Origin of the sequence: Azohydromonas caseinilytica (assembly GCF_012927045.1) — a bacterium.
Taxonomy (GTDB): Bacteria; Pseudomonadota; Gammaproteobacteria; order Burkholderiales; family Burkholderiaceae_C; genus Azohydromonas; species Azohydromonas caseinilytica.
In genome coordinates this window covers 1-17,400 of sequence record NZ_JABBFW010000003.1, presented here as the reverse complement: position 1 = coordinate 17,400, position 17,400 = coordinate 1, and the positions used below count along the sequence as shown (strand labels likewise).

The following is a 17,400-nucleotide window of genomic DNA, read 5'->3' as shown; positions in this document are numbered from 1 at the left end:
TCAACCGGCCTTGAACAGCCCTTCGGGCTTCCACAGCAGCATCACGGCCATGAGCACATACACCGACAGCCCGGCCAGCGCCGGGAACAGCACCTTGCCGAAGGTGTCGACGAAGCCCACCAGCAGCGCGGCCACCAGCGCGCCCTTGATGGAGCCGATGCCGCCGATCACCACCACCACGAAGCACATGATCAGCACGCCCGCGCCCATGTTCGGATAAACGCTGGACACCGGCGCCGCGATCATCCCGGCCAGCGCCGCCAGCGCCACGCCGATGGCGAAGACGATGCGGTAGAGCAGCCGGATGTTCACGCCCATGGCGCGCGCCATCTCGCGGTTGCTGGCGCCGGCACGGATGCGCATCCCGAGCCGGGTGCGCGTGATCAGCGCCCACATCGCCACCGCGATGGCAATGCACACGGCGGAGATGAAGATCCGGTAGACCGGGTAGGTCATGACCTCGCCCAGCGGGATCGAGCCGGCCAGCCACTCCGGCGGCTGCACGCCGTGCACGTCGTTGCCCACCAGGATGGAGCGCAACTCCTCGAAGACGAGGATCAGGCCGTAGGTCATGAGCACCTGCTGCAGGTGCTCGCGCTCGTAGAGGTAGCTGAAGAAGACCCACTCCAGCAGGTAGCCCAGCAGCACGGAGAGCACGATGCCCACCAGCAGCGTGGTGAAGAAGCCCCCGCCGAGGTACTGATTGACCCAGGGCGCCAGGGCGTAGGCCATGTAGGCGCCGATCATGTAGAAGCTGCCGTGGGCGAGGTTGATCACGCCCATGATCCCGAAGATCAGCGTCAGCCCCGAGGCCACGAGGAAGAGCAGCAGCCCGTACTGGACCGCGTTCAGGCACTGGATGAGGAAGGTCGCGATGTCCATGGCGGCCCCTGAGGGCCCGCGGCGCCGGCCGCGGGCGTTACTGCGGAACAACGGGCCGGAACGCCGGCCCGCTCGTCGATCACGCGCCGATCACATCCGGCAGCCGCGGCCCGGATCGGCCAGCGCCTTCACCGCGATGCCCGTGCTCTTGTTCTCCTTGCCCTCGACCTTGCGCAGGTAGAAGTCCTGCACCGGGTTGTGGTTCTTGGCGATGGTGAAGGGGCCGCGCGGGCTGTCGATCTTGGCCACGCGCAGCGCGGCGGCGAACTCGGCCTTCTTGCTGACGTCGCCCTTCACGGCGTTCAGGCCCACGCCCAGCATCTGCGCCGCGTCGTAGCCCTGCACGGCGTAGACGTCGGGCTGGAGCTTGAAGGTCTTGGCGTAGGCGCTGCGGAAGGCGTTGTCGCGTGGGGTGTTCAGGCCGTCGGCGTAGTGCAGCGTGGTGAGCAGCCCCTGCGCTGCGTCGCCCTGGGCTTCGAGCGTGCCGTCGGTGAGGAAGCCCGCGCCGTAGAGCGGGATGGTCTTGTTCAGGCCCGCGGCGGCGTAGTCCTTGACGAACTTCACCGCGCCGCCGCCGGCGAAGAAGGTGTAGACCGCATCGGGCTTGCTGGCGGCGATCTCGGTGAGCAGCGCCTGGAACTCGACGTTGGGGAAGGGCAGGTTGAGCTGCTTGACCACCTGGCCGCCGTTCTTCTCGAAAGCCTCCTTGAAGCCGGCCACCGACTCGTCGCCCGCGGCGTACTTCCAGGTGATGGTGATGGCCTTCTTGTGGCCCTTCTTGGCCGCGACCTCGCCCATGGCGTAGGCCGGCTGCCAGTTGGAGAAGCTGCTGCGGAAGATGTTGGGCGCGCACATCGGGCCGGTGACGGCGTCGGCGCCGGCGTTGGGCACGATCAGCAGCGTGTTGCTCTCCTTGGCGGCCTTGGCCATGGCCATGGCGACGCCGGAGTGCACGGTGCCGATGATCACGTCCACCTGGTCGCGCTTGATGAGCTTGTTGACGTTGTCGGTGGCCTTGGAGGGGTCGGACTCGTCATCGACCTTGACGAATTCGATCTCGCGCCCGGCGAGCCGGCCGCCCTGTTCCTGCACGTAGAGCCGGAAGCCGTTCTCGATGGCATTGCCCAGCGCGGCGTAGGTGCCGGTGTAGGGCAGCATGAACCCGACCTTCAGTTTTGCACCGGCCTGGGCCCAGGCCGGTTGGGCGGCCAGCAGCGCGGCGGCAGCCACCGCGCCCAGGGTGTGAATGAGCTTCATGCGCTTGTCTCCATGGGTTGTTGTCGTGAAAAGGCCCGGGCGGCCTCGATAGCTCCCGGGCCGGTCGCGTGGCGGCAGCCCGTTCAGCGGGCCGCCTCCTGCTCGCGCAGCCTGAAACGCTGGATCTTGCCGGTGGCGGTCTTGGGCAGCTCGGCCACGAACACCAGCTGGCGCGGGTACTTGTGGGGCGCCAGGCGCTGCTTGACGAAGTCCTTGAGCGCCTCGGCCATGGGCTCACCGGCCTCGCCCTGGTTCTTGAGCACCACGAAGGCCTTGGCACGGGTGAGGCCGTGGTCGTCGGCCACGCCGATCACGGCCGCTTCCAGCACGTCGGGGTGCTGCATCAGCGTGGACTCGACCTCGAACGGCGAAACATACTGGCCACTGACCTTGAGCATGTCGTCGCTGCGGCCGGCGTAGACGTAGTAGCCGTCGGCGTCGCGCAGGTACTTGTCGCCGCTCTTGGTCCAGGCGCCGAGGAAGGTGTCGCGGCTCTTGTCACGGTTGCACCAGTACATCAGGGCGGCGCTGGGCCCCTTGATGAACAGGTCGCCCACCTGGTCGCTGCCGTCGATGACGGCGCCGTTCTCGTCGCGCAGCTCCACCTCGTAGCCGTCCACCGGCAGGCCCGAGGTGCCGTAGCGCACGTCGCCGGGGCGATTGGAAATGAAGATGTGCAGCATCTCGGTGGAGCCGATGCCGTCGATGATCTCGGCGCCGAAGCGGGCCGTGAACTTCTCGCCGATCTCGCGCGGCAGCGCCTCGCCGGCCGAGGAGCACAGCCGCAGCGCCACCTGCTCGCAGCTGGGCAGCCCGGGCGAGGCCAGCATGCCGGCGTAGCCGGTGGGCGCACCGAAGAACACGGTCGGCTTCTGCTCCACCCAGCGCTTGAACACCGCGTCCGGCGTGGGCCGCTCCGCCATCAGCACGGTGGTGGCGCCCACCGACAGCGGAAAGCTCAGCGCGTTGCCCAGGCCGTAGGCGAAGAAGAGCTTGGCGGCGGAGAAGCAGGTGTCGTTTTCGCTCAGGCCCAGCACCGGGCGGGCGTAGAGCTCTGCCGTCCAGTACAGGTTGGCGTGGGTGTGCACCGTGCCCTTGGGGCGCCCGGTGGAGCCGGAGGAGTAGAGCCAGAAGCCGATGTCGTCGGCCGCGGTGTCGGCGGGCTTGTCGGCGAGTGCCTGCTCCGTGAGCCAGGCGTCGAAGTCCAGCGCGCCGGCGGGCAGGGCATTGCCGCGCGAGACCACCAGGTTCCCGACCTCGTGCGTGCCGCGCTCCATGGCGGCCTGCAGCGTGGGCAGCAGCGCGCCCGAGACCAGGGCGGCCTGCGCGCGGCTGTGGGCCAGCATGTAGGCGTAGTCGTCGGCGGTGAGCAGGGTGTTGACGGCCACGGGCACCACGCCGGCGTACAGGCAGCCCAGGAAGGCCACCGGCCAATGCACGCAGTCATGCATCAGCAGCAGCACGCGCTCCTCGCGGCGCAGGCCCAGCGCGGCCAGGCCCGACGCGACGCGGCGCACCTGCTGGGCCAGCTCGGCATAGCTAAGGCGGCCGAGGTCGTCGAGGTAGGCCGCCTTGTCCGGGCGGCCGGCATTGAGCGCGATGAGGTGCTGCGCGAAGTTGAAGCGCGCAGGCGGCGGCGCGGTGTAGCCCATCTTGTCTCCTCAGGTCTCCGTGGATGTGGAGCGGGCGGCCTCTTCTGGCGAAGGCCTGCCCGGCGCGGGATCGCGGCGCGGCCTAGGCGGCAGCGCGGCTGAATTCGATGGCGCCCTGCGGCAGCAGGTACAGCACCAGGGCCCGGCCGCCGGTGACGGTGGGCCGGTGCGCGCTGCCGGGGCCGTACACCTTCCAGCCCGGGCCTTGGCCGTCGAAGCGGGCACCGCCACCCGGGCTGCCGTCATCAAGGATCGGCATCACCAGGTCGATCTCGCCGTTGGGGTGGACGTGGTGCGGGCCCGCCAGGTCCTTCATGTCCACCACGTCCACTGAGAAGCCGTGCGTGGCGGCACCGTGCCTGATGACGCGGCCCCAGCGGATGCCGTCGTTCTCGCGGCTGCACATCCAGCCGGCGGCCACCGCCTGCCGGCAGGCATCGAACAAGGCTTCGTACACCGGGCTGCCGGCCGGGTACTCGCGGTTGAGGCGCTCGGCCAGCGCGGCATCGAGCGGCTGGCCTTCCAGCGTGGCGGTGAGGGAGGCGATCAGGTCTTGGAAGCGTTCGGGCGTCATGGGCGGCATGTCAATCACATGGGGTTTGCCGATGCTGCGGGCGAACCCGGGTGGTTGAACTAAAGTGCATCGCTGAAACTTAAACGCACCCTTGTTGCTGGTCAAGCAATATAGTGCATGAGCCGGGTAAACACTGACTCTCACGTCATGGACAACCACAACACCACCCAAGAACTGCCCGAGCGCACGGCCGAGGCGCAACGTGATCCCTTTTTGGCCGCGCTCGGCGAGCGGGTGCGCTCGCTGCGGGCGCGCAAAGGTTTGACCCGGCGCGCGCTGGCGCTGGCCAGTGACGTGTCGGAGCGCCACCTGGCGAACCTGGAGCTGGGCGTGGGCAACGCCTCGGTGCTGGTGCTGCGTCAGGTGGCGCGGGCGCTGGACTGCGAACTGGTCGATCTGCTCAACGACGAGAGCGCCGCGGCGCCCGAATGGCTGCTGATCCGCGAGCTGCTGCGCGGACGCTCCGACGAGGAGCTGCGCCGCGCCCGCGTCGCGCTCACCGAGCTCTATGGTCAGGCCGGCTTGGCCGACGCGCGCACCTCGCGCATCGCGCTGATCGGGCTGCGCGGCGCGGGCAAGTCCAGCCTGGGGCAGTTGCTGGCCGACGACCTGAACGTGCCCTTCGTCGAGATGAACAACGAGATCGAGCGCGTGGCCGGCTGCGGGCTGGGCGAGATCCACAACCTGCTCGGCCCCACCGCCTACCGCCGCTACGAGCGCCGCGCCCTGGAGGAGATGATCCAGCTCTACCCGGACGCCGTCATCGCCACGCCCGGCGGGCTGGTGTCCGACCCGGCCACGCTGAACCTGCTGCTGTCGCACTGCTACACGGTCTGGCTGCGCGCGACGCCGCAGGAGCACATGCAGCGCGTCATCGAGCAGGGCGACCTGCGACCCATGGCCGGCAACCAGGAGGCGATGCAGGACCTGCGCCGCATCCTCGAAGGCCGCGCCGCCTTCTACGGCAAGGCCGACCTCAGCTTCGACACCAGCGGCAAGACGCTGTCCGAGGCCTTCAGCGGCCTGCGCGAGGCGCTGCGCCAGCACGCCGGGGTGTGAACCGGGCCACTGCTCGGTGTTTTCCCTTGGATATGCACTAAAGTGCTGCGTATGCATTGACGTTCATCAGAGGATGCCTATCATGCACCGCACACGCACTGCATGATGCTGCATGTCCGGACCACTGGGCTGCCGAGGAGACCCGATGAACGCTGCCGCCGAAACCGCCGACACCGCCCGCGTCAACTACCAGATCGAGCCTTCGCAGTACAGGCACTGGTCGCTGCGCACCGAGGGGCAGATTGCCACCCTGACGCTGGACATCGACGAGAACGCCGGCATCCGCCCGGGCTACAAGCTCAAGCTCAACAGCTACGACCTGGGCGTGGACATCGAGCTCAACGACGCCCTGAACCGCATCCGCTTCGAGCACCCGCAGGTGCGCAGCGTGATCGTGACCAGCGCCAAGGACCGCATCTTCTGCTCGGGCGCCAACATCTTCATGCTGGGCGTGTCCAGCCATGCCTGGAAGGTGAACTTCTGCAAGTTCACCAACGAGACGCGCAACGGCATGGAGGACTCCAGCGCGCATTCGGGCCTGAAGTTCATTGCCGCGGTCAACGGCGCCTGCGCCGGCGGCGGCTACGAGCTGGCGCTGGCCTGCGACGAGATCATCCTGGTCGATGACCGCTCCTCGGCGGTGAGCCTTCCGGAGGTGCCGCTGCTGGGCGTGCTGCCGGGCACGGGCGGCCTGACGCGCGTCACCGACAAGCGCAAGGTGCGCCACGACCTGGCCGACATCTTCTGCACCACCACCGAGGGCGTACGCGGCCAGAAGGCCAAGGACTGGCGCTTGGTGGACGAGGCCGTGAAACCCGCGCAGTTCGCGCAGAAGGTGCAGGAGCGGGCCCAGGCCCTGGCCGCGCTGAGCGACCGCCCGGCCGAGGCGCAGGGCGTGGCGCTGGTGCCGCTGCAGCGGACCATCGAGGCCGATGCGCTGCGCTATGGCTTCGTCACGGTGGAGATCGACCGCGCCAGGCGTGCCGCGACCTTTACGGTCAAGGCGCCGGAAGGAGCGCAGCCCGCCGACCTGGCCGGCATCGTGGCTGCGGGCGCCGCCTGGTGGCCGCTGCAGATGGCGCGCGAACTGGACGACGCGATCCTGTCCATGCGCACCAACGAGCCCGAGATCGGCACCTGGCTGCTCAAGACCGCGGGCGATGCTCAAGGCGTGCTGGCGGTGGACGCGGTGCTGCAGGCGAACCAGGGCCACTGGCTGGTGCGCGAGACCACGGGTCTGCTGCGCCGCACCTTCTCGCGGCTGGACGTGTCCTCGCGCACGCTGTTCGCGCTGATCGAGCCGGGCTCGTGCTTCGCCGGGCCGCTGCTGGAGCTGGCGCTGGCGTGCGACCGCAGCTACATGCTGGCGCAGCCGGACGACGAAGCCGCCGCGCCGAAGATCGTCGTGACCGAAACCAACTTCGGCCTGTTCCCGATGGCGACGAACCAGTCGCGGCTGGGCCGCCGCTTCTACGACGAGGCGCCGGCGCTGCAGGCGGTGCGCGCGCAGCTGGGCCAGCCGCTGGACGCCGATGCGGCCTTCGGGCTGGGCCTGGTGACCTCCAACCCCGACGACATCGACTGGGCCGACGAGGTGCGCCTGGCCATCGAGGAGCGCGCGGCGATGTCACCCGACGCGCTCACCGGCATGGAGGCGAACCTGCGCTTCAACGGCCCCGAGACCATGCTCACCCGCGTCTTCGGCCGGCTCACGGCCTGGCAGAACTGGATTTTCCAGCGCCCCAACGCCGTGGGCGACAAGGGCGCGCTCAAGCTCTACGGCAAGGGCGAGAAGGCCCAGTTCGACATGAACCGCGTCTGAATCCGACGCCCCTACATCCCACGACATTCCAGGAGACAGCGCCATGTCCAGCATCGACTACAGCGAGAAGATTCCCAACAACGTCAACCTGTCGGAAGACAAGACGCTGCAGCGCGCGCTGGAGCACTGGCAGCCCAACTACCTCAACTGGTGGAACGACCTGGGCCCCGAGGGCTCGCAGGGCTTTGACGTGTACCTGCGCACGGCCATCAGCGTCGACCCGCAGGGCTGGGCGCAGTTCGGGCACGTGAAGATGCCCGACTACCGCTGGGGCATCTTCCTGAACCCGAAGGAGGAGGGCCGGCAGGTCAACTTCGGCGAGCACAAGGGCGAGGCGGCGTGGCAGGACGTGCCCGGCGAGCACCGCGCCAACCTGCGCCGCATCATCGTGACGCAGGGCGACACCGAGCCCGCGTCGGTGGAGCAGCAGCGCCACCTGGGCCTGACCGCCCCGAGCCAGTACGACCTGCGCAACCTGTTCCAGGTCAACGTGGAGGAGGGCCGGCACCTGTGGGCGATGGTGTACCTGCTGCACAAGTACTTCGGCCGCGACGGGCGCGAGGAGGCCGACGCGCTGCTGCAGCGCAACTCGGGCGACGCGGACAACCCGCGCATCCTGGGCGCCTTCAACGAGAAGACGCCGGACTGGCTGTCCTTCTACATGTTCACCTACTTCACCGACCGCGACGGCAAGTTCCAGCTGTGCGCGTTGGCTGAAAGCGGCTTCGACCCGCTGGCGCGCACGACCAAGTTCATGCTGACGGAAGAGGCGCACCACATGTTCGTGGGCGAGTCGGGGGTGTCGCGCGTGATCGCGCGCACCTGCGAGGTGATGAACCAGCTCAAGACCGACGACCCGGCCAAGATCCGCGCCGCGGGCGTGATCGACCTGCCGACGATCCAGCGCTACCTGAACTTCCACTTCAGCGTGACCATCGACCTGTTCGGCGCCGACGAGTCGAGCAACGCGGCCATCTTCTACAACTCGGGCCTGAAGGGCCGCTTCGAGGAGACCAAGCGCGACGACGACCACCAGCTGCACGGCCAGAGCTACCGGGTGCTGGGCGTGGAGAAGAGCGGCGACGGCGGGCGGCTGGTGGAGCGCGAGGTGCCGCTGCTCAACGCGCTCAACGAGGTGCTGCGCGACGACTACATCAAGGACTCCATCGGCGGCGTGAACCGCTGGAACAAGGTCATCGAGAAGGCGGGCATCCCGTTGCGGCTGGTGGCGCCGCACAAGGCCTTCAACCGCAAGATCGGCTCGCTGGCCGGCGCCAACGTCACGCCCGACGGGCGCGTGGTCAGCGGCGCCGAGTGGGCTGCGCGCCAGGACGAGTGGCTGCCCTCGGACACCGACCGCGCCTTCGTCGCTTCGCTCATGGGCCGCGTGGTCGAGCCGGGCCGGTTCGCCAACTGGATCGCGCCGCCGGTCATGGGCATCAACCGCCAGCCCGTCGATTTCGAGTACGTGCGCTTCAACTGAGCCCATTTTTCCGTTCGCCCTGAGCTTGTCGAAGGGCTCAGTCCGAACGGGAAACGGTTACAGCGCCCGCAATGACAGAGAGAGCTTCATGAACGCCCCGCTGCCCGAGGTGCTCAAGCAGCACCTGATCGACCCCGAGATCTGCATCCGCTGCAACACCTGCGAGGAAAGCTGCCCGGTCGATGCCATCACGCACGACTCGAACAACTACGTCGTGGACCCGGGAAAGTGCAACTTCTGCATGGCCTGCGTGCCGCCGTGCCCCACGGGCGCGATCGACAACTGGCGCACCGTGCTGCGGCTGGAGGCCTACTCGGTCGAGGAGCAACTGACCTGGAGCGAGCTGCCGGCGGAAAAGGCGCTGGGCCTGAACGTCGAGACGGCGGCCGAGGCTGCAGGGCCGCAAGTGCAGGCGCAGGAGAGCCCGCTGGCCGACGCGGTCAACGGCGCGCAGGTGCCGCCGTGGTCGGCCTCGCATCCCTACGTCAACCTGTACACGCACAAGAGCCCCATCACGGCCACGGTGGCGGGCAACTACCGCGTCACGGAGCTGGGCACCGACAGCGACACGCACCACATCGTGCTGGATTTCGGCAACGTGCCGTTCCCGGTGCTGGAAGGGCAGTCGCTGGGCATCCTGCCGCCGGGCACGGACGCGCAAGGGCGGCCGCACCACGCGCGCCAGTACTCCATCGCCAGCCCGCGCGACGGCGAGCGCCCGGGCTACAACAACGTCTCGCTGACCGTGAAGCGCGTGACGGCCGATTACCAGGGCCGGCCGGTGCGCGGGGTGGCTTCGAACTATCTGTGCGACCTGAAGAAGGGTGACCCCGTGCAGGTGATCGGCCCCTTCGGCGCCACCTTCCTGATGCCCAACCACGCCGGCAGCCACCTGGTGATGATCTGCACCGGCACGGGCAGTGCCCCGATGCGCGCCATGACCGAGCGCCGGCGGCGCCGCCGCGGCCAGGGTGAGAGCGGCAAGCTCATGCTGTTCTTCGGCGCGCGCACCCAGCAGGAGCTGCCGTACTTCGGGCCGCTGATGAACCTGCCCAAGGATTTCATCGACATCAACTTCGCCTTCTCGCGCACGCCGGGGCAGCCTCGACGCTACGTACAGGATGCAATGAGAGAGCGAGGGGCGGACTTGGTTAAGCTGCTGCGCGACCCGAACGCCTATTTCTATGTCTGTGGCCTGAAGGGCATGGAGGCCGGCGTGCTGGAGGTGCTGCGTGACGTGGCCGTGCAGCACGACCTGGACTGGCCGGCGCTGCACCAGCAGCTCAAGCGCGAGGGCCGGCTGCACCTGGAAACCTATTGACCGAGGAGACTCCCTGATGACCGTTGTCGTGGAGCGCGGCGCCGTGGCGCGCGTGCGCATGAACCGCCCGGAGGTGTTCAACGCCTTCGACGAAGCCATGATCGCCGCCCTGCATGACGCGTTCACGGTGCTGTCCGGGGACCCGGAGGTGCGGGTGATCGTGCTCGAAGGGGCCGGTAAGGCCTTCAGCGCCGGGGCGGACCTGCAGTGGATGCAGCGTGCCAGCACCGCCTCGCAGGAGTGGAACCTGCAGGACGCGCGCCGCTTCGCCGGCATGCTGGCTGCCATCCACCAGAGCCCCAAGCCGACCATCGCCCGCGTGCAGGGCGTGGCGCTGGGTGGCGGGGTGGGACTGACCGCGGCGTGCGACATCGCCATCGCCGGGGAGGACGCCAGGTTCGCGGTGAGCGAGGCCAAGTTCGGCATCCTGCCCGCGGTGATCGGGCCCTATGTCACCAACGCGGTGGGCAAGCGCCAGGCGCTGCGGCTGGCGCTGACCACCAGCCGCATCGGCGCGCAGGAAGCGCTGGACATCGGCCTGGTGCAGAAGGTGGTGCCGCTGGACGGGCTGGACACGGCGGTGGAGGCGATGGCGGCCGAGCTGCTGGTGGGCGGGCCGCTGGCGCAGCGCGAGATCAAGCAGCTCTTTGGCCGGCTGCAGATGGGGCCGATCACCGAGGAGGTACGCGAGCTCACGGCGCAGACCATCTCGCGCGTCCGTTCGACGCCGGAGGCGCGCGAGGGCTTCGAAGCCTTCCTGGCCAAGCGGCCGGCGAGCTGGATGCCGAAAGTATGAGCGTGCTGCAGGGTGCGCCGCTGCTGGTGGTGGGCGCGGGGATCATGGGGGCCGGCATCGCCCAGGTCGCGGCCCAGGCCGGGCACCGGGTGTGGCTGTACGACCTGCGCGAGGGGGCGGCGGCCGAGGCCAAGGGCAAGCTGGGCAAGAGCCTGGAGGGGCTGGTCGCCAAGGGCAAGCTCACGGCGCAGGCGGTGGACCAGACGCTGGCGCACATCGAGCCGATCACGGCGCTGGAAACCGCGGCTTCGGCACGTCTGGTGGTGGAGGCGGTGGTCGAGAAGCTGGACGCCAAGCGCTCGCTGTTCCGGCAGCTTGAAAGCCTGGTGGCCGAGGACTGCGTGCTGGCCACCAACACCTCGTCCATTTCCGTGACCGCCATCGCCAACGGACTGCAGCGGCCGGGACGCCTGGTGGGCATGCATTTCTTCAATCCCGTGCCGCTGATGAGGCTCGTCGAGGTGGTGTCGGGGTTGCAGACCGAGCCGGCGGTGGCGCAGGCGATCCACGAGCTTTCGAAGCAATGGGGCAAGGTGCCGGTGCACGCGCGCTCCACGCCCGGCTTCATCGTCAACCGCATCGCGCGGCCGTATTACGCCGAGACGCTGGCGTTGCTGCAGGAGCGGGCCGCCTTGCCGGCGGTGCTGGATGCCTGCCTGCGCGCGGCGGGCTTCCGCATGGGGCCGTGCGAGCTGATGGACCTCATCGGCCACGACACCAACTTCTCCGTCACGCAGTCCGTGTACGAGGCCAACTTCTTCGACAAGCGCTTCGTGCCCTCGCTGGTGCAGCGCGAGCTGGTCGAGGGCGGGCTGCTGGGGCGCAAGTCCGGGCGCGGCTTTTATGACTACGCGGATGGCGCGCCGAAGCCGGCCTTGCCCGCGGTGAACGGGGACGGGCCGCCGGAAGCCACGATCCTGAGCGTGCATGGCAACGATGCCGTGGCGCGGCGCATCCGCGACGCGCTCACGGCCCGCGGCCGCGGCTTCGAGCCCATGCCGGACAGCGACTGGACCGGGCTGGAGGTGGACGGGGCGGAGTTGCGCCTCACCGACGGGCGCCCGGCCTCGCAGGTGGGTGCCGGGGAGGCGGCCGACGTGGCGGTGTTCGACCTGCCGCTGTCGCAGGCGCCAGGCGCCGCGCTGGCCTGGGCGCCGGCGGTGCAGGCCTCCGCAGCCTGGTGCGCGGCGGCTCCGCTGTGGCTGCAGGAGCTGGGTTTCAACCCCCAGCGCCTGGCCGACGCGCCGGGGCTGGTGGTGGCGCGCACCATCGCCATGCTGATCAACGAAGCGGCCGACGCGGTGCACCAGGGCGTGTGCGACGAAGCTGGCGCCGACGCAGCGATGAAGCTGGGGGTGAACTACCCGCAGGGCCCCTTCGAGTGGCTGCGCGGCTGGGACACCGCCGGCGTGATCAATCTGCTCGACGCGCTGGACGCGCATTACCGCGGCGAGCGCTACCGTGTCAGCCCGGGCCTGCGGCTGTGCGCCTGGCGGCGTGGGCTTCATGAAGTCGAGTGCATCGGGGGTGGAGTTTGAAATTCGCGGAGTTCTTTGCCGGGCTGCGCATCAGCGCCGGGCCAGCATCGCTGAGCGAGGCCGAGATCCTGGCGTTCGCCCAAGCCTGGGACCCGCAGTGGTTCCACACCGACCCGGTGGCGGCCGACCAGGGGCCTTTCAAGGGGCTCATTGCCAGCGGTTGGCAGACCTGCGGTCTGGCCATGCGCCTGGCGGTCGAGGCGGCGCTGCAGGGCTCGGAGAGCTTTGCCTCGCCCGGCATCGCCTACATCAAGTGGCCCAACCCCGTGCGTCCCGATGAGCCCGTGCGCCTGGAAGCCACCGTGCTGGAAGTGCGGCGCTCGCAGAGCAAGCCCGATCTGGGCGTGCTGCGCTGGCGTTGGGAGCTGCTGCACGAGGATGGGCGCCAGGCGCTGGAGCTGGAGGCGACCAGCCTGTTCGACCTGTCACAGGCGAAGGGTGCCGGCGTCTGAAGGGGGCCTGCCCACGGTGTGGGCCTTGCGCGGCCTGCCTGTGTGCCGCGCCCAGGGGCAGGGGAGTACCGGTCTATAGACTGCCCGAATGAGCATGGATGAATGGGTGGCCCTGTTGACGGTGGCCACCGCAATGAGCTTCACGCCCGGTCCGAACACGACGCTGTCCACAGCCCTGGCGGTCAATTTCGGCTTGCGCCGGGCGCTGGTGTTCGTCAGCGCGGTACCGGTGGGCTGGACACTGCTGATGCTGGGTTGCGGCCTGGGGATCGGCGCGCTGCTGCTGGCGCTGCCGGCGGCGCGCTGGGCGGTCAAGGCCGCCGGCATTGGCTACCTGCTGTGGCTGGCGTGGAAGCTGTCCCGGGCCGGGCAGCTGGGGCAGGCGGACGAGCGGAGGCTCAACGTCGGTTTCTGGCAGGGCGTCGGGCTGCAGTTCCTGAATATCAAGGCCTGGATGCTGGCCCTGACCTTGGCCGGCGGATGGGTAACGAGCGCGGGCGGGCAGCCGTCAAGCAATCCGGGGCAGCGCTTGCTGATCGTGTGTGCGGTAATGGTGTTCTTCGCCTGGAGCAGCAACTTCAGCTATGCGCTGGTGGGCTCGGTACTGCGGCGCTGGCTGGCGCAAGGGCGGCGACTGCTTTGGTTCAATCGGCTCATGGCTGTCGTGCTGATGCTCACGGCCGCTTGGATGGTGAGGGCTTGAACGGGGGTAGCGTGATGTTCTTGTATCGAGCCTACTGCTGTAGGTGCTACTCGATACCCCGACCTCGATTCATGAGATAGGCGTGGCAGCGACGTGTTGCGCAGAAGAGCGTTGCTGCATAACTCTGACGTAGGTCCCAGGCTCCCTTAAAAGTACATACATGTATTACGGAAGCACTTGGTCCTCTCTCTTGCAAGCAGAATGTCGTTATCGCGGTCCTAAGTCGGGCTCAACGAAGGCATGGAGAAGCGTTAGTGTGAGACATACATGGTTAAGACAATCTTACAATCACGCCGAGGTATTCGCTCGCCACCGACCATCCACCAGCAACTCATGAGGTCGGAACTGGGCTTTGTAGGCCATCTTGCCGCTGCTGCCGATCCAATAGCCCAGGTACAGATAAGGCAGCTTCAGCAACCGTGTCTGCTCGATCTGCCAGAGGATGTTATAGGTGCCGTAGCTGGCGTGGTCATCGGGGTCGTAGAAGGTGTAGACAGCGGACAATCCATCGCTGAGCACGTCCAGGATGGAAACCATTTTCAGTGCTCCCAGCCCGGATTCACTAGGCTCGCGAAACTCGACCAGCCGCGAGTTGACGCGACTTTGCAGCAAGAACTGGGTGTACTGGTCCACACTGTCGTGGTCCATCCCACCTCCACTGTGGCGCCCTGATTGATAACGCAGATAAAGTTGATAGTGCTCAGGCAAGAAGCACAGCCGCAGCACTCGCGCAACTAAACTCCGGTGCGCTTGCCATGCTCGGCGTTGGCTACGGGAAGGGTTGAACTGCTGAACCGGTACACGCAACGGGACACACGCACGGCAACCGTCGCAATACGGCCGGTAGGTGAAAAGACCGCTGCGCCTGAAACCGCGGGCTACCAGTTCCGAGTAAGCGTCAGCATGAATAAGATGACTTGGAGTAGCTACTTGCGAACGCGCTAGCCGGCCAGACAGATAGCTGCACGGGTAGGGCGCCGTAGCATAGAACTGTAGCGACGCGAGGGGTAGTTCCTTTGGAGCGGTCACGGAGATCCTCTGGTCGTGGGGCGCAACCCTAACTGCGCCCACATCGACTCATCATAGATCCAGTCTCGCACTGGCTCAGCATCCACTGTGGCAGCTAGATGCCTCAGGAAATCAGTCCGCGCTATTTCTCGTGCTCCCAAAGAAGCCAAATGCGCAGTGTTCTGTTGGCAATCAACGAGCCTGATCTGGTGGATACGGCAAAAGCAAATCAAAGCTGCTAAAGCGATCTTCGAGGCATCTGTGCGTGTTGAGAACATCGACTCGCCGAAGAACATCCGCCCTAGGCCAACGCCGTAGAGTCCGCCCACCAACTCACCGTCTATCCAAGTTTCAAAGCTATGGACGCAGCCTGCCGCATGCCAAGCACCGTATGCGTGCTGCATCGCTGGCACGATCCAGGTGCCGTCCTGACCATCCCGCGATACGGAAGCACAGGCATGTATGACTGTGGTGCAGGCGCTGTCAATACGCATCTCACAAGTGGGCGTATCCAAGAAGCGTTGCAGCTTTTTGCGTAGTGAGCGATGGAGCCGGAACTCCGTCACTGGCAGTACCAAGCGTGGGTCAGGTGCCCACCATAGTACGGGTTGGTCTTGCGAATACCATGGGAAAATGCCATTGCGGTAAGCCTCGCGCAACCGCTTTGGCGTAAGTCTTCCGCCAGCGGCCAGCAAACCTGGTGCGGGCGAATCAGCCCCTAGAGCCAGGGCAGGCGATGGCAAGGGCGAGTATTCGTCATCTAGCCAAGGCAACGGTAAGTTCATACCAAAGATGATCGTCGTTGCAGAACCGAGGTGAGAAGCCCAGGCATTCCCGAGCAGCCTGAAGCGTCATGCTTGTGGCAAACATGGCGTTCAGGCCAAGCAAATCGCCATTACCAAAGAGCTTTCATCTTTGCAAGACAAGTCAAGGCTCTCACCAAGGTTTACTCGCTCTCTTCAGCGTAATTCGTCACTGGGCAAGTCCGACGCTGCGTCGATAGCTCGGATGTTCTGAGCCAGTTCCCCCTTGGGACCTTTTACGATTTCAAAGCTCACTCGGCTGCCTTGTTTAAGAGTCCTGAAGCCTTCCATCTGAATGGCGGAAAAATGGGCAAATACATCTGCCCCGCCGTCGGCCGGCTGGATAAAGCCAAAGCCCTTTGCATCGTTGAACCACTTAACAGTGCCGATAGCCATACGCGCCCCTCCAAGTGTTTTTGCTGCGGTGCAACAGATTTTGTAAGGGGCATCCGCGTTGTGTCAATGAGCTACGTCACCAAAAACACACAAATTGATACACGCTATAGACCTAGGAGCGTAGGCGGCAGAACGGGGTCGCGGACCATTGAGGGCACGACCCGCGCATTGACCTGATGGCCACCAGCTACCGCCCCTACACACCCGACCAGCTCATGCTGCTGCCAGCCTCGCTGCAGGACTGGCTGCCCGAGGGGCACCTGGCGTACTTCATCAGCGACACGGTCGATGCGCTGGACCTGAGCGCGTTCCACGCACGCTATGCCGGGGGCAGCTCGCGCAACCAGCCCTTTCACCCGGCGATGACGGTGAAGCTGCTGGTCTACGGCTACGCCACGGGCGTGTTCAGCTCGCGCAAGATTCAGCGCCGGCTACACGAGAACCTGGCGTTTCGCTTCCTGGCCGCGGGCAATTTCCCGCACCACCGCACGATCCGCGACTTCCGGGCGCTGCACCTCCAGGAGCTCGGCGCGCTGTTCGTGCAGGTGGTCCAGCTCGCGCGCGAGATGGGGCTGGTCAAGCTCGGCACGGTGGCCATCGACGGCACCAAGGCCAACGCCAGCCGCCACAAGGCGATGAGCTATGAGCGCATGCAGCTGGCCGAAGCCGAGCTCAAGGCCCAGATCGATGCGCTGTTGCAGCGAGCCAAGAGCATCGATGAGGCCGAGGCCAACGAGCCCGAGCTCGACATTCCGGCCGAGATCCAGCGGCGCGAGGTGCGCTTGAAGGCCATCGCGCAAGCCCGTCAGCGGCTGGAGCAGCGCCAACGCGATGCCGACACCGAGCGCGGGCGCAGCGATGACGACGACAGGCGCCCTCGCGGCCCGGACGGCAAGCCCAAGAAGGGCGGGCGCTACAAGCGCGACTTCGGCGTGCCCGAGCCAAGGCGCAGGAGAACTTCACCGACCCGGACAGCCGCATCAAGAAGCGCACCGGCGGTGGCTTTGATCCCAGCTACAACGCGCAAACGGCGGTGGACGACACGGCGCACATCATCACAAGCCGCCGAGCTTGGCAACAGCGCGGCGGACAGCGGTCAGTTGCTGCCTTGTGCTGCAAGCCATCGAGACCAACACCGGTGCATTGCCCCGGCAAGGTGTGCACGGCGTCGTGCACGAGAATGGCGCCATCGAGAGCCCGCACGGGCACCTCAAGAGCGCCATCCGTGACGCGCTGCTGCTGCGCGGCAGCGCCGACTTCGCCGACTTGCAGGCCTACCGGCACTTCATCGACGAGATCGTCAGCCGCCACAACGTGCGCTGCCGGCCGCGCATCGAGGCCGAGCGCGCCATGCTGCCGCCGCTGCCGGCCGCGCGCACTTGGCGACTACGAGGAGACGCTGGTGTACATGACCTCAGCGTGCGGCTTCAGGCTGCGCAAGGTGTTCTATACCGTGCCGTCGCGGCTCATCGGGCACCGGCTGCGCGTGCGGCTCTACGACGACCGGCTGGAGCTGTTCCTCGGCGGCTGTCACGCGTCGGCGTAATCCGGCCACCCAGAGTCGGCATATACCGGCCAGCTTTGCCGGTGCCGAAGGCCGTCTCGAACGACTCCGTTTCAAGGCTTATTTTGATGCGTTGCCAGGCTTGTCTTG

General features: G+C 66.9%; 15 protein-coding genes and 2 pseudogenes. 10 read left to right on the top strand and 7 right to left on the bottom strand.

All coding sequences use genetic code 11. The features are described from left to right. From HHL10_RS05495 to HHL10_RS05480, 4 genes are all read right to left on the bottom strand, one after another. Positions 1-882 carry a branched-chain amino acid ABC transporter permease gene (locus HHL10_RS05495; RefSeq protein WP_169159356.1) on the bottom strand — a complete coding sequence of 294 codons (882 nt, stop codon included), beginning with the start codon at positions 880-882 and terminating at the stop codon, positions 1-3. A gap of 90 nt (positions 883-972) precedes the next feature. Further along, positions 973-2,139 carry an ABC transporter substrate-binding protein gene (locus tag HHL10_RS05490; RefSeq protein ID WP_169159355.1) on the bottom strand — a complete coding sequence of 389 codons (1,167 nt, stop codon included), beginning with the start codon at positions 2,137-2,139 and terminating at the stop codon, positions 973-975. 83 nt (positions 2,140-2,222) lie between these two features. Then, the gene (locus HHL10_RS05485; protein WP_169159354.1) at positions 2,223-3,791 is read right to left on the bottom strand and encodes a benzoate-CoA ligase family protein; all 1,569 of its coding nucleotides are present in this window, start codon (positions 3,789-3,791) and stop codon (positions 2,223-2,225) included. Positions 3,792-3,873: 82 nt separating this feature from the next. Beyond that, positions 3,874-4,365: a 4-hydroxylaminobenzoate lyase gene (locus tag HHL10_RS05480; protein ID WP_169159353.1), complete on the bottom strand. Its 492-nt coding sequence runs from the start codon at positions 4,363-4,365 to the stop codon at positions 3,874-3,876. A gap of 147 nt (positions 4,366-4,512) precedes the next feature. On the opposite strand from HHL10_RS05480, the gene HHL10_RS05475 reads away from it, so the two are divergent. From HHL10_RS05475 to HHL10_RS05440, 8 genes are all read left to right on the top strand, one after another. Next, on the top strand, positions 4,513-5,424 hold the full coding sequence (locus HHL10_RS05475; protein WP_169159352.1) for a helix-turn-helix transcriptional regulator: 912 nt from the start codon (positions 4,513-4,515) through the stop codon (positions 5,422-5,424). Positions 5,425-5,569: 145 nt separating this feature from the next. Continuing rightward, positions 5,570-7,246: a 2,3-epoxybenzoyl-CoA dihydrolase gene (gene boxC, locus HHL10_RS05470; RefSeq protein ID WP_169159351.1), complete on the top strand. Its 1,677-nt coding sequence runs from the start codon at positions 5,570-5,572 to the stop codon at positions 7,244-7,246. Positions 7,247-7,289: 43 nt separating this feature from the next. Then, positions 7,290-8,729 carry a benzoyl-CoA 2,3-epoxidase subunit BoxB gene (gene boxB, locus HHL10_RS05465; protein WP_169159350.1) on the top strand — a complete coding sequence of 480 codons (1,440 nt, stop codon included), beginning with the start codon at positions 7,290-7,292 and terminating at the stop codon, positions 8,727-8,729. 88 nt (positions 8,730-8,817) lie between these two features. Further along, on the top strand, positions 8,818-10,050 hold the full coding sequence (boxA, locus tag HHL10_RS05460; protein WP_169159349.1) for a benzoyl-CoA 2,3-epoxidase subunit BoxA: 1,233 nt from the start codon (positions 8,818-8,820) through the stop codon (positions 10,048-10,050). A 16-nt stretch (positions 10,051-10,066) separates the two neighbouring features. Further along, on the top strand, positions 10,067-10,846 hold the full coding sequence (locus tag HHL10_RS05455; protein WP_169159348.1) for an enoyl-CoA hydratase-related protein: 780 nt from the start codon (positions 10,067-10,069) through the stop codon (positions 10,844-10,846). After that, the gene (locus HHL10_RS05450) at positions 10,843-12,384 is read left to right on the top strand and encodes a 3-hydroxyacyl-CoA dehydrogenase (RefSeq protein ID WP_169159347.1); all 1,542 of its coding nucleotides are present in this window, start codon (positions 10,843-10,845) and stop codon (positions 12,382-12,384) included. The genes HHL10_RS05455 and HHL10_RS05450 overlap by 4 nt, the downstream gene beginning before the upstream one ends. After that, on the top strand, positions 12,381-12,836 hold the full coding sequence (locus tag HHL10_RS05445) for a MaoC family dehydratase (RefSeq protein WP_169159346.1): 456 nt from the start codon (positions 12,381-12,383) through the stop codon (positions 12,834-12,836). The genes HHL10_RS05450 and HHL10_RS05445 overlap by 4 nt, the downstream gene beginning before the upstream one ends. Positions 12,837-12,924: 88 nt before the next feature. Next, the gene (locus HHL10_RS05440; RefSeq protein ID WP_169159345.1) at positions 12,925-13,539 is read left to right on the top strand and encodes a LysE family translocator; all 615 of its coding nucleotides are present in this window, start codon (positions 12,925-12,927) and stop codon (positions 13,537-13,539) included. A gap of 288 nt (positions 13,540-13,827) precedes the next feature. Here HHL10_RS05440 and HHL10_RS05435 read toward each other — a convergent pair whose 3' ends face one another. From HHL10_RS05435 to HHL10_RS05425, 3 genes are all read right to left on the bottom strand, one after another. Continuing rightward, positions 13,828-14,568, bottom strand: a complete 741-nt coding sequence (locus tag HHL10_RS05435) for an arginyltransferase (protein WP_169159344.1) — start codon at positions 14,566-14,568, stop codon at positions 13,828-13,830. Beyond that, the gene (gene aat, locus HHL10_RS05430; protein ID WP_169159343.1) at positions 14,565-15,332 is read right to left on the bottom strand and encodes a leucyl/phenylalanyl-tRNA--protein transferase; all 768 of its coding nucleotides are present in this window, start codon (positions 15,330-15,332) and stop codon (positions 14,565-14,567) included. Before aat ends, HHL10_RS05435 begins: the two co-directional genes overlap by 4 nt. A 174-nt stretch (positions 15,333-15,506) precedes the next feature. Then, positions 15,507-15,746, bottom strand: coding sequence for a cold-shock protein (locus HHL10_RS05425; RefSeq protein WP_169159342.1), 240 nt, complete (start codon positions 15,744-15,746; stop codon positions 15,507-15,509). A 176-nt stretch (positions 15,747-15,922) separates the two neighbouring features. Here HHL10_RS05425 and HHL10_RS05420 point away from each other — a divergent pair. Together HHL10_RS05420 and HHL10_RS05415 are read left to right on the top strand one after the other, a co-directional pair. Next, positions 15,923-16,907, top strand: a pseudogene (locus HHL10_RS05420) (transposase); the annotation flags it as partial. Beyond that, positions 16,884-17,280 (top strand): annotated as a pseudogene (locus HHL10_RS05415) (IS21 family transposase); the annotation flags it as partial. The pseudogenes HHL10_RS05420 and HHL10_RS05415, both read left to right, overlap by 24 nt. Between the last annotated feature and the right edge of the window lie 120 nt (positions 17,281-17,400).